Annotated in this window: 11 protein-coding genes; 10 read left to right on the forward strand and 1 reads right to left on the reverse strand. The window is 45.4% G+C overall.

Features of this window, described 5'->3' with window-relative positions:
- Nucleotides 1-81 precede the first annotated feature (81 nt).
- The 10 genes from WH96_RS10270 to WH96_RS10315 all read left to right on the forward strand — a co-directional run bounded on the left by WH96_RS10270 (nt 82) and on the right by WH96_RS10315 (nt 11,625).
- A complete protein-coding gene (locus WH96_RS10270; protein ID WP_218045032.1) occupies nt 82-1,380 on the forward strand; it encodes a glycosyltransferase family protein in 1,299 nt (432 codons plus the stop codon).
- Between the two features lie 81 nt (nt 1,381-1,461).
- Entirely contained in the window at nt 1,462-2,685 is a 1,224-nt protein-coding gene (locus tag WH96_RS10275) for a glycosyltransferase family 4 protein (protein WP_047764052.1), read from the forward strand.
- Nucleotides 2,686-2,698: 13 nt separating this feature from the next.
- Nucleotides 2,699-3,886, forward strand: coding sequence for a glycosyltransferase family 4 protein (locus WH96_RS10280; protein WP_047764053.1), 1,188 nt, complete (start codon nt 2,699-2,701; stop codon nt 3,884-3,886).
- A gap of 2 nt (nt 3,887-3,888) precedes the next feature.
- Complete coding sequence (locus WH96_RS10285) at nt 3,889-5,094, forward strand: glycosyltransferase family protein (RefSeq protein WP_047764054.1); 1,206 nt, start codon at nt 3,889-3,891, stop codon at nt 5,092-5,094.
- Nucleotides 5,087-5,731: a histidine phosphatase family protein gene (locus WH96_RS10290; RefSeq protein WP_047764055.1), complete on the forward strand. Its 645-nt coding sequence runs from the start codon at nt 5,087-5,089 to the stop codon at nt 5,729-5,731. The genes WH96_RS10285 and WH96_RS10290 overlap by 8 nt, the downstream gene beginning before the upstream one ends.
- Nucleotides 5,731-6,930, forward strand: a complete 1,200-nt coding sequence (locus tag WH96_RS10295; RefSeq protein ID WP_047764056.1) for a glycosyltransferase family protein — start codon at nt 5,731-5,733, stop codon at nt 6,928-6,930. The genes WH96_RS10290 and WH96_RS10295 overlap by 1 nt, the downstream gene beginning before the upstream one ends.
- Nucleotides 6,918-7,469: a hypothetical protein gene (locus WH96_RS10300; RefSeq protein ID WP_047764057.1), complete on the forward strand. Its 552-nt coding sequence runs from the start codon at nt 6,918-6,920 to the stop codon at nt 7,467-7,469. Before WH96_RS10295 ends, WH96_RS10300 begins: the two co-directional genes overlap by 13 nt.
- A gap of 57 nt (nt 7,470-7,526) precedes the next feature.
- Entirely contained in the window at nt 7,527-9,443 is a 1,917-nt protein-coding gene (locus WH96_RS10305; RefSeq protein WP_047764058.1) for an ABC transporter ATP-binding protein, read from the forward strand.
- Nucleotides 9,443-10,441 (forward strand): ABC transporter permease, encoded by a 999-nt coding sequence (locus WH96_RS10310; RefSeq protein WP_047764059.1) that lies wholly within the window; start codon nt 9,443-9,445, stop codon nt 10,439-10,441. Before WH96_RS10305 ends, WH96_RS10310 begins: the two co-directional genes overlap by 1 nt.
- A complete protein-coding gene (locus WH96_RS10315; RefSeq protein WP_047764060.1) occupies nt 10,438-11,625 on the forward strand; it encodes an ABC transporter permease in 1,188 nt (395 codons plus the stop codon). The genes WH96_RS10310 and WH96_RS10315 overlap by 4 nt, the downstream gene beginning before the upstream one ends.
- Nucleotides 11,626-11,664: 39 nt before the next feature.
- On the opposite strand, the gene WH96_RS10320 is transcribed toward WH96_RS10315, so the two are convergent.
- Nucleotides 11,665-12,987, reverse strand: a complete 1,323-nt coding sequence (locus tag WH96_RS10320; RefSeq protein ID WP_047764061.1) for an adenylate/guanylate cyclase domain-containing protein — start codon at nt 12,985-12,987, stop codon at nt 11,665-11,667.
- Nucleotides 12,988-13,090: the final 103 nt, after the last annotated feature.

Consider the following 13,090-nt stretch of genomic DNA (forward strand, 5'->3'; position numbering starts at 1 on the left):
TTACATTAATCTGAATTTAACTACCCAAGAAAAATTATACCAAAAAGCTCTATTGGCATTATTCTTTCTTGGGTCCTGGGAATGAAATGTGGCATAGTCGCCAGCATTACCGAGGGGAGCAAAACCATTACACAAGACAGTACACACATCGTTGATGATCATAAAAGCACCCGTGTTCTGATCTATAGTCACGATAGCTTTGGCTTGGGCCATTTACGCCGCTGTCGGGAAATTGCCCATACACTGGTAGAAGAACATAAAAACTTATCCGTTTTGATTTTATCCGGCTCGCCAATCATTGGGTCATTCGGGTTTAAAGCCCGCGTGGATTTTGTCCGCATACCCGGAGTCATCAAACTGAGAAATGGCGATTACACATCGCTCAACCTACACATTGATATTGAACAAACCCTGAGCATCCGATCATCCATTATCAAGCATACAGCAGAGTTTTATGATCCGGATCTGTTCATTGTGGATAAAGAACCTCTGGGACTAAGAGGCGAAGTGGAAGATACATTACGCTTGCTCAAAAACCGTGGCACTCCTTGTGTACTAGGCCTGAGAGATGTCATGGATGATCCAGATCTTCTCTCTACTGAGTGGGAGCGCAAAAACACCGCACCTGCCTTATCCGAATACTATGACGACATCTGGATCTATGGTCTTCCACAAATTTGTGACCCCCTAGACGGCATTGATCTTCCTCCGTCAGTCCAACGGAAAATGACCTACACTGGCTATCTACGTCGGACCGGTGGCAGCGATGTACCAATGCCTGTACTTGAAAAAATTGGTGAAGAAACACCTTACTTACTCGTGACTGTCGGCGGCGGTGGTGATGGCGAAGAAATTATTGATTGGGTGATCTCCGCCTATGAAAACGATCCAGATCTTCCTTATCCAGCGCTGATTGCCCTTGGGCCTTTTATGAATAGTGATCTTCAGCATGATTTTCAGGTCCGTGCCAGCAAATTACCTAATGTTGAAGCCATAACCTTTAATGCCCAATTCGAAAGTCTGGTCGATCGAGCCATCGGCATTGTTGGTATGGGGGGATACAATACTTTTTGTGAGATTCTTTCCTATGATAAGCGCGCACTCATCGTTCCAAGAACTGTCCCCAGGATGGAACAATACATCCGGGCCAGTCGCGCACAGGAACTCGGTTTGGTTCGTATGTTGGAAAATGACGACAAACGCGATCCGCAAAAAATGGCAACAGCCTTAAGGAACTTACCTCAGCAACATCTACCATCTGATGTCGTCGTACCAGGTTTGCTTGACGGTCAGAAAAACGTCATCAAACTTGCTGATAACTGTTTCAAGGCAAAGCTGTCAAAACTGGGATTGATCGACAAACTATCAAATACAAATTAACCTCACCTGCTTAATCGTGTTCTTCATCAGAAACACCTCTTCGAAAACCATGCAGAAGCACAAGAGATATAGTCCGACGGTATGAAAAAAATAACCGTAATCCTAAAGGGTTACCCGCGCCTTTCCGAAACCTTTATCGCACAGGAACTTCTTGCGCTGGAACAACGCGGACTGGATCTTTCACTGGTCTCTCTCCGCCACCCCACGGACACATCCACGCATCCCATTCATCAAGAAATCAAGGCTCCCGTTAGCTACCTGCCTGAATATGCTTATCAAGAACCTTTGCGAGTCTTAAAAAGCTGGTGGAAAGTCCGAAAACTGGCTGGCTACCAAAGGGCCTTTTCCCTTTTCATCAAAGATCTAAAACGCGACCGAACCCCAAATCGGATCAGACGCTTTGCCCAAGCTTGCGTTCTCGCTTCTGAGTTACCAGAAGACATCGATTGGCTCTATGCGCATTTTTTGCATACACCATCTTCAGTGACACGCTATGCATCCTTTATGAGGGATATTCCCTGGTGCGGATCAGCCCATGCCAAGGATATATGGACATCTCCGGAATGGGAACTGCGGGAAAAGCTATCCGACATTAAATGGTTGGCGACCTGCACGAAATTCAACGTGGATTATTTAAGAGGCTTAACCGAAAATAAAAGCCGTGTAGATCTAGTCTACCACGGTCTTGATTTTGATCGTTTTAATAAAACTGCTCATGACCATTCCCGGAATGACGGAAGCTCAGAAGATAAAAGCGTAACTCTGATATCCGTTGGACGTGCCGTTGCAAAAAAAGGATATGACGATCTCTTAAAAGCTCTTTCCTCTTTACCACAAACATTACATTGGCACTTCATTCATATCGGTGGAGGAACATTAAGCAAGGACCTGAAAAATCAGGCCCAATTATTTGGCATCGCAGATAAAATCACCTGGATGGGCGCGCAACCTCAGGAAGTGGTTCTGGAGCAATATCGAAAAGCAGATCTTTTTGTTTTAGCATCAAGAATCACAGAAGATGGAGATCGCGACGGGATGCCAAATGTGCTTATGGAAGCACAAAGTCAGGCTCTGGCCTGCCTTTCAACCGATATATCTGCTATACCTGAACTTATCATCAACAATGAAACAGGTTTATTAGTTTCACAAGAAAACCCGGATGCTTTAGGCGCTGCACTCAAAAAGCTCATCGAAAATCCCTCACTCAGGGAAAAACTGGGGCAAGCCGGAGCAAAACGCGTAAGAGGTGAGTTTTCCATGAAACAAGGTATCGATCAGCTTTTTGACCGGTTCACGGCAAAATAGTCAGGCGACAGAAATGCGGATTTCTTTTTACGCCCCCTTAAAATCACCCCGCCACCCTACGCCATCAGGCGATCGTCACGTTGCCAGATTACTGATCCAAGCTCTCGAAACTCAGGGACATGACGTTGAAATTGCTTCCCATCTGCGCAGTAGAGACTCAACAGGCGACAAAGACCGCCAAGCCCGGTTGAAGAATATTGGCGAAAAGCTTGCCGCAAGATATGTAAAAAAAATCCGGGGAAAACCAAAAAACCAGCGTCCAGATATTTGGGTCACCTATCATCTCTATTATAAAGCGCCTGACTGGATAGGTCCCCTTGTCTGTGAAGCGCTCAATATTCCCTACATCCCTATAGAAGCCTCCATTGCCAACAAACGGGCCAATGGCCCTTGGGATTTAAGTCACCGAGCTGTGGTTTCAGCCGTAAATCAGGCTGAATGTGTCATCAGCCTTAATCCGCATGACACGCACTGCCTACCAGAAACTGTCAGAAACTGGTCCCTGCCACCCTTTATTGTTCCCGATCCAATTATAGCAAAACGAGAAAACTGGTCACAGTGTCGTAAGGTTGCTGCTGAACAATATGGGCTAGATCCACACAAGCAATGGTTACTGGCAATTGCCATGATGCGCCCCGGAGACAAGCTGGAATCATACAAAGTCCTGTCAAAAGCTTTGCGCGGTCTGCCGGATTTACCTTGGCAGTTAATCATCGTTGGGGATGGACAAGCCAGATCTGAGGTTGAAGCAACCTTTGTATGGGTGCCAAAAAACAAAATTACCTACACAGGCCAGCTTGCTGCAGAAGAACTAGCAACAATCATTCCCGCGTGTGATATCTATACCTGGCCTGCGGTTAACGAAGCTTATGGTCTGGCATTTCTAGAAGCCCAGGCTGGTGGATTACCTGTCATCGCAGGAAAAACAGGGGGGGTCCCTGCAGTAGTCTCAGATGGCGAAACGGGTATTCTGACAACACCAGGAGATCCTGTGGCCTTTGCCGCTGCGCTCAGAAGTTTACTTACAGCCCCGGTGCGTCGCAGAGATATGGGAAAATCTGCCGCAGAAAAGGTCGAAGCCATGCATAGTTTAACTACAGCCGGACACCGCCTGGATGCAATCCTTGCAACATCCAGAAAAGACTATATTGAACCTGGGTTACCCCTGTTAGATTATGCCAAAAGAAACAAGACGCTATAACAATGACATCTGAAACCACGAGATCTGATAACCGCATTGACGTTCTCTTTTATGTTCAACATCTTCTGGGTATTGGACATCAAAAACGAGCCGCAACCCTGACCCGAGCTATGAATAAGGCTGGCCTTTCGGCTGCTTTTGTTTCCGGCGGTATGGATGTACCCGGGCTGGACACCGGCGATGCACAGTTTTATCAACTCGATCCCGTTCGTTCTGATGGTATCCTGTTCAAAGAATTACTGGATCAACACGATCAGCCAATTGATAAAGTTTTTAAGGCCAAAAGGGCCAGAGATCTTGTCGATATTTATCGTGCCACAAGGCCCCGACTTTTGTTGTTGGAAATGTTTCCCTTTGGCCGTCGACAAATGCGTTTTGAGCTTATTCCTTTGCTCGAAGCCGCTAAAATGTCTGGTTTTTCCAGTAAAATAGTCTCATCCGTTCGGGATATTCTCGTCAAAGCACCAAAACCGGAACGTATTACCGAAATGCTTGCTTGGGTAGATATCCATTTTGATCACGTTTTGATTCACGGCGATCAAAACCTGATCCCCTTTGACAAAACCTTTCATCCCGCGCGTGATATCGCCGATAAAATTCTCTATAGCGGTTATGTTGTTGATGAAAAGGTCGATGGTACTCCTCACCCTACGGATGGTATTGATGAGGTTCTGGTTTCAACTGGTGGCGGTGCTGTAAGCGAGCGTCTGATAGAAGCAGCTTTAGAAGCAAGAAAACAAAGTGTTTTGAAAGAAAAACGATGGCGTATTCTCATCGGACACAGCCTGCCTGAAAAACTGTTCGAAAAATACAAAGCGCAATCAGATAACCACTTGATTGTTGAACGCTCAAGGCCAGATTTTACATCACTTTTGGCAAATTGCGCCTTGTCAATAAGTCAGGGTGGATACAACACTGTTATGGAAGTCCTGCGCGCCGGGTGCCCTCGCGTCATTGTTCCCTATTCGGGTGGTCTGGAAACTGAACAGACACTCAGGGCCAAACTGTTATCGGAACAAAACGCCCTCACCTACGTGGACGAAGAAACCCTGACAGCAGAAAAACTCGCCACAGACATAGAAAAAACATTACAAAACAAACAAAAGCCACCCTCCAGCCTAAATACAAATGGCGCTGAAAACACGGCAACAATTATTTCAAATATTCTTAATGATAAACCATTACAAAAGTTTCTGAAGAATGTCTGAAATATTAATCTTCAGACATGGGCCAACTGTTTGGAATGCAGAGAAACGAATGCAGGGAAGATCTGATATTTCCCTCTCTGGGCAAGGCATAGAGACTGTTAAAAAGTGGCAACTTCCAAAGGAATGGATGGACGTGTCTTGGTATGTCAGCCCTTTGCAACGTGCTCAAGAAACCGCCAAACTGCTAGGACGAAAGAAGTTTAAAACTGATCCTTTGTTGATCGAAATGTCTTGGGGAAATTGGGAAGGGCAAAGGTTACCCGAATTGAGAGAAAAGCTAGGGCCAGAAATGGAAAAAATGGAGGCGCTTGGGCTGGATCTGTGCCCCCCTGACGGTGAAAGCCCCAGAGATGTTCAAGAACGCCTGAAACCTTTTCTAGGTAGAATTGCAAAATCAAATCAGTCAATTGTCTCTGTGTCTCACAAAGGAGTCCTACGAGCGCTTTATGCCGCCGCAACAAACTGGGACATGCGCGGCAAACCAAAAGAAAAAATAAGAGATAACTGCGCTCATCTTTTTCAGATTTCCTCAGCAGGTAAAATCAGCGTAAAAACAATGAATATCAGTTTGTTATCGTCTATTGATTTTTTCCCAAGACCCACAAAATTATCAAACCCCTCCGAAGAAGCCCTCTAATGAAGATCCCAAAAGATACCGTTAATGTTTTTATCTATGTTCAACATCTTCTGGGTATCGGACACCTCAGACGCGCTTCTTTACTTGCCAAAACCATGGACAAAGCAGGCATGTCGGTACTTTTTGCATCGGGAGGGCGCCCCGTATCCTACCTTGATATTGGTAAAGCCCAACTTTTTCAGCTTCCTGCACTTCATGCAGCCGATAACAGTTTTAAGGTTCTAAAGGATATTAATGGATCAATCGTTGATGATGAGTGGAAAGAACATCGAAAAGAGATGCTTTTATCAGCTTTTCGCAAGGCTTCTCCAGACGTACTTTTGATAGAAATGTTTCCTTTTGGCAGACGCCAGATGCGTTTCGAGTTGGATCCTCTGATCGCGTTAGCGAAATCAATGAACATCCCCGTCATCAGTTCTATCCGAGACATCCTAACAACCCATAAAACCCCGGGTAAAAGTGAGTGGATTATTGATCGGGTCAAAAAAGATATTGATCATGTTCTGGTTCATGGAGATCCTGATTTTATCCCCCTTGAAGATAGCTTTCCGCTTGCCGAAAAAATTAAAGATAAAATCATCTATACAGGCTACGTCGTTGAACATGACCAAAATCGAGACCCCAGTTATAGAACCAGTTCACCAGAGGATAGAAAAGGTGTACTCGTTTCTGCAGGTGGAGGGGCCGTAGCTCTGCCCTTGGCTGAAGCGGTCATAAAAGCCAAAAATCTCTCCACTTTGAACAATGTGCCCTGGCTATTGCTTCTGGGAACCAATCTGCCTGATCAAGAATTCAACGACATCGTCAAGCGGGCACCTGAGGGTATGATTGTTGAACGAAACCGCCCGGATTTTTGCGCACTTCTCTCCAAATCTCAACTTTCCATCAGTCAGGCCGGCTATAACACTGTTATGGAAACGCTTATGACTGAGACGCCAGCGATTGTCGTTCCCTTTTCAGCCGACAGTCAGAGCGAGCAAACAGATCGAGCACAGAAACTCGAAAAAGCGGGTGCACTCTCACTTTTGTCAGAAGCAGGCCTAACACCGGAAAATCTAGCGAGAAAAATAGACGATGTTGTCCAAAAATCAATTTCAACTATAAAAATAGATGTTCACGGCACACACAAAACAACACTTTTTATCAAAAGTTTAATTGAGAAAAAAACTAACCAGAGAGCCATACAGTGCCCCAAATAGCCCCACAGAGCTTCAAATACCCCCTTTTTGATATTTATCTTGATTACCTGAAAACTGTTTTTGGCTTAACAATAGGTCTTGGCGGATTGATTTACGGTCTGAACAACACTTTTTCTCAGATCTGTTTTGGCGCCATCCTTGTTATCTTTATTGTCTTTGGATTTCATTCATTCCGACGTCACAGAACACACGTAAATCTGGACAGCGAACAAGTTGAAATTACAGATTTCAGAAAACGTAAAGTTCAATTTAAAGATATAGAAAACATAGAGTTACGATATTATGGGCGTCCGGTAAAAGACAAAGATAGTGATCAAAAACCCAAAGGTGTCCTACATCTAACTTTAAAAAGCAGAGAACAAAAACTCACTTTTGATTCCAACCTGTATGGCTTCAGATACCTGGTCTGGTCAGTCATACTATTTGCGAAAGAGTCCAACCTGCCGCTTGACCCTGGTACCATTGGCAATATGCTAGATATCGGACTTGATCCAGAAGGCAGCAGTGAAATGCCGGATCCAAAAATGTCGGGAATTTAAAAAAAGATAGAAGAAGATCAAGCCAACAGGGTTTAACAACGGGGCCAGAGTATCATCGTGAACGATCTGTTACAGGTCAAAGACCTCCGTGTCGCATTTAAGCTTCCAGAAGGAACTTTGAACGCCGTCAAAGGTGTATCCTTTCGCATCCCTAGAGGGAAAACTGTTTCTCTAGTTGGTGAATCAGGATCAGGAAAGTCCGTTGTCAGTCAGGCAATCATGGGCATTTTACCAAAAGTTGCCGAAATTGCAGGTGGTGAAATTCTTTTTTCTGATCCAGTAAAGCACGGCGAAGTCCTTGACCTCGCCAGAATACACCCCGACAGCAAGCAGATGCGACAAATACGCGGCGGTAGAATCTCCATGGTTTTTCAGGAGCCAATGACCTCGCTTTCACCAGTACATACGGTTGGAAACCAGATCTGTGAAGCTCTGGAGTTACACCGCGCCATTTCCGCTGCTCAAGCACTGGAACTTGCAACCGACATGTTACGTATGGTGGGGTTCCCCGACCCAATCAGAGCCATGCGTACCTATCCATTTGAACTCTCAGGTGGGTTGCGACAGCGCGCTGTTATAGCCATGGCCTTGGTGTGTCACCCTGCGCTACTCATAGCCGATGAACCCACCACTGCGCTGGATGTCACCATTCAGGCGCAAATTCTGAAACTAATCAAAGACTTGCAGAGCGAACTGGACATGTCCGTTCTGATGATCACACACGACCTTGGCGTTGTAGCCAACATGGCTGATGAAGTTGTGGTTATGTATCACGGAGAGGTAATGGAGAGCGGTACACTGGAGGATATTTTCAGAAGAGCCGAACACCCCTACCTCAAGGCCTTACTTCATGCGGTTCCCCGTTTTGATATGAAACCGGATGAACGGCTCAAGCCAATTCGGGAAATTGAGCATCATCCGGACAACCCTATTCTCAAAGCAAAGAGACAACGACGAATAATCTGTGAAGATGATCCCCCTTTGCTTGAGGTAAATAATATCTCAAAATCTTTTACGATCAGAAAAGGTGGGTTTTTCTCTCAAAAATCAACGGAAAAGGCATTGGCCGTTGATGATATCAGCTTTTTTGTCAATCGCGGGGAATGCCTAGGCCTTGTCGGAGAAAGTGGCTGCGGTAAAACCACACTGTCAAAGATCATCATGCGCGCCCTGAAGCCCGATCAAGGGTCAATTATTTTCAGGGATCAAGAGAATAATCCGACAGATGTTTTAGCGTTGGAGAAAAAGAATCTCTTTGATTTTCGTGAACGTGTACAGTTCATGTTCCAGGATCCCTATAGTTCGCTCAACCCACGTATGACTGTGCAGGAGTTAATTGGTGAACCACTGCTCATACATGGCATGAAAGACCCTAAAGAGCGGCGAAGGTACGTTGAAAGCCTGATGGATGTCGTTGGATTGGCACCAATGCATATAAATCGTTACCCACATTCATTTTCAGGAGGGCAGCGTCAACGTATCGGCATTGCGAGGGCATTGGCCCTGCAGCCGGACCTTTTGATCTGTGACGAGCCTGTATCAGCATTAGATGTCTCTATTCAGGCTCAGGTTCTTAATCTTCTGAAAGATTTGAAAGCAGCTTTGGGTCTGACCTATATCTTCATCAGTCACAATCTGGCGGTTATTGATTATATTGCAGATCGGATTATCGTCATGTGCAGAGGACGACTGGTTGAATCTGCCCCGAAAGAATTACTCTTTAAAAACCCCGTTCATCCCTATACCCGCGCACTAGTATCTGCAGTCCCAGACCCCGACCTTGACCATCCACTTGACTTAAAGGATCTACTGGAAGGCAAAGCCTCTGTGCCGGAAAACTGGCCAGCGCCTTTCACCGTAAATGATCAGCACGAGATGACCATGGTTGCTTTAGGTGGCGGACACTATGTACGCGTCCATAAAGGCACTGATAGCACTGCAATCCCTCAACCAGACATGAGGGAGAACGCATAATGTTGGGCTATATCGTCAATCGTATTTTGGCCATGGTGCCGACGTTGCTTATCATTTCAGCAATTATCTTTACTCTGATTCAGTTACCGCCCGGCGATTACCTTGAAACACAGATTGCCGAAATGCAGGCACAGGGCGAAAACGTCGATCAGGAAAAAATTGATTATCTCCGTACCGAATATGGTTTGGACAAGCCCATGTACGTACAATATTTTGACTGGGTTTTGGGGCTTTTACAGGGTGATCTTGGTTACTCATTCGAACATGAGTTACCAGTAACCGAAGTTATTGGTGATCGCATCACACTGACCATCATACTCGCCCTTGCAGCAACACTTTTTACTTATGTTCTCTCCTTTCCAATAGGTATCTATACCGCCGTCAAACAATACTCTGTCGGTGACTATGTTTTCAGTTTTGTCGGCTTTATTGGTCTCGCGACCCCTAACTTTTTGCTGGCTCTGGTTTTGCTTTATTTTGCCAACGTCTGGTTCGGCACTTCTATTGGCGGCTTGATGGATGACGAGTTTATCGGCAAGCCCTGGAGTATGGATAAAGCACTCTCTGTACTTGAGCACCTATGGGTGCCTGTCGTTGTAATTGGTACGTCTGGTACCGCTGGTATGATCAGACGACTACGTGCGAACATGCTGGATGAACTATCAAAGCAATACGTCATTACAGCCAAAGCAAAAGGTCAGACACCACTTAAAATCCTATTGAAATACCCACTTCGTTTGGCAATAAATCCATTTATCGCGGATATTGGATCTATTCTGCCTGATTTGCTTTCCGGCTCTGTACTGGTCGCTGTCGTCATGGGACTGGAAACAACAGGGCCGATGTTGGTCGATTCTCTGTTGAGTCAGGACATGTATCTCGCGGGATCATTCCTTATCATCGAAGCATCACTGGTTGTTATCGGCGTCTTTATTTCAGATCTGATTCTTGCCTCGATAGATCCAAGAATTCGCCTCGGCGGGGGAGCTGAAAAATGAGTAAAAACACAACAGATCACCAACCCCCAAATCAGCCAATGAAGCATTACGTCAACCCTGCCTCTTTTGATCCACAGTCAGTAACGAAACTGACGCCACAGCAAGAACGCTATTTCACTGCATCGCAATGGCAGATCATGTGGTGGAAGTTCAAAAAGCACAAACTTGCGGTTTATTCCGGCATTATCCTGCTCTGCATGTATATTGTTGCTATTCTGGCGGAACTAGTTGCCCCCTATAATTTACACAATCGGGAAACAAAATTTATCTACGCCCCGCCACAGGCCATTCATTTTTTCCATCAAGACGAGTTCGTAGGCCCCTTCGTCTATGGCTTTGATTACAATCTCAATATGGACAACCTCAAGCGGGAATACACCCCTAATACCGCAGATGTTCAAAAGCTGAGCTTTTTTTGCCGAAGTGATCAGGAATATGATTACCTCGGTCTGATCAGTGGAGACTTCCATTTTGTCTGCCCCGCAGAAAACGGAACCCTCTTTATCTGGGGGACTGATCGTTTGGGGCGTGATGTCTTTAGTCGTATTATTTACGGTTCAAGGATCTCTCTGACCATTGGTTTAATAGGTGTTGCCATTAGCTTTGTACTCGGTACCTTCTTTGGTGGCCTTGCAGGATATTTTGGTGGTCTGGTCGATAATTTCATTCTGCGAGCCATCGAAATACTCAAATCTTTCCCAAGCCTGCCACTTTTTATGACTCTTTCCGCTCTCTTGCCCGTTACCTGGAGTCCCCTGGGCGTCTTTTTTGGTATATCGATAATTCAAGGCTTCTTGGATTGGCCGGGATTAGCTCGTGCTGTCAGGTCGAAACTATTAAGCCTTCGCGAAGAAGATTTCACCACAGCAGCACAGTTAATGGGTGCTTCGCACGCAAGGATTATTGGCAAGCACCTTTTACCTTCGTTCAGTAGTCATCTTATTGCCTCTGCAACCTTGGCCATACCTATGATGATACTGGGCGAGACCAGCTTGTCTTTCCTTGGTCTAGGGCTAAGAGCACCAATCACATCATGGGGTGTACTACTCAACGAAGCTCAGAATATTAGCGCCGTGGTTCTATACCCATGGCTGCTCTTACCCGTTCAACCCGTGATACTGGTTGTACTTTGCTATAACTTCTTGGGTGACGGGCTGCGTGATGCCGCAGACCCCTATAAATAAATTCGCTGAGATGAGAAGACTGTTTCTTCTCATCTTAAATTAATCTGCAATCACGACAAGATCCATGGCGTCAGAAACACCCGTGACCTGACTCTGGACAAGCACTTTTCGCTCCAACAAGGGATGATACCCTTGTTCAACGGCTCTTTTGTATGTCGTTTGATCAGCAAGAGCACGCACACCAACATCTTTATTATGCTTTTCAAGCTTCGCCGAGAGATTAACCGCGTCACCAATTACGGTGTATTCCAGACGCGTATCATCACCAACAGCCCCAAAGAGAACAGGCCCAACAGCAACTGATCCATTAACCAGTGGCGCTTCTTCACCATTATCCCTTTGCCATGCCGCTGTTACCTTCATTAGCTCATCCATGGCCCTTAAAGCATCTGCAGCATAGGTTTCCGAAGGGACAGAAGCCCCAAAGGTTGCCATGATGCCATCCCCCATAAACTTATCAATTGATCCGCCATGCTTTTGGATAATCGGAACACAAAGTTGCTGATATTCTGCCAAAGTGCCCATCACAATCTCTGCTGATTCTACCGCGGCTAACTTTGTGAACCCGCGCATATCCAAATTCATAATTGCGGCTTCACGCCTTTCAGCACTTCCCACCGTTATTTTATCTTTTGAATCAGCAATCTTTTTAGCTACTTCAGGCGAAAAGAAGCGCGAAAGTTCTTGCGCCGCCTGTCGTTCCGAAACTGAATTGATCAATAAAGCCCGAGCACGCACCAATGCAACAGCCAAAATAAGTGTCACAACCAAAATAGAGATTATCTTGTCAAACTCTGCCCCGAGAAGAATAGAATTTGAGGTCATGTAGTGCACATAATCCCTGGTAATCATGCTGTCCATGGAATCAAAGGAAACGACATACATAATCATCACTCCCCACCCGAGGGCAGCAAATAATCCGGCAATGACAACGAACTTGGCTTCAAATCTCAAAGCTCTGATAGCTATGAAGATAAAAACATACAGAAGGGTTGGAACTTTCAGATAAAAACTTGGGGGTTGATTATATTGCACATGAAAGCTCCAGATCAGAACCATCAAAAGCGTCATATCAAAAAGCGCAGAAAAGGCGAGCGACCAGTCCGGCATATGGAAATTATAAGCCCAGACGATACGTATCAGTGTCAGCACCAAATAAATGCTCAAAGCCCAGGGAACTGGCGCAAAAGTCACATCTTCGTTAAAAGTTTTTGGCGATATAAGATAGAGAGAACCGAAAATAGAAACAACAGCGAGCTGAATCCAGCCGATTAGCCGTTCCGTTTTATCTTCCTGTTCATGAATGGCGTTAAGTACCCGCTCTGGCAAAGCTGTTTCATTAACCGAGCTAAACCATTTCATTTTTATAATCCCGAGATGCCTCTAAATCACACTGCGATCTACCCGCGTGTTACAGCCTAAATAAGCTTTTGCAGGCTTTAATTCTACAGATACTTTGATCAAG

It is taken from the genome of Kiloniella spongiae, assembly GCF_001026905.1.
GTDB lineage: Bacteria > Pseudomonadota > Alphaproteobacteria > Kiloniellales > Kiloniellaceae > Kiloniella > Kiloniella spongiae.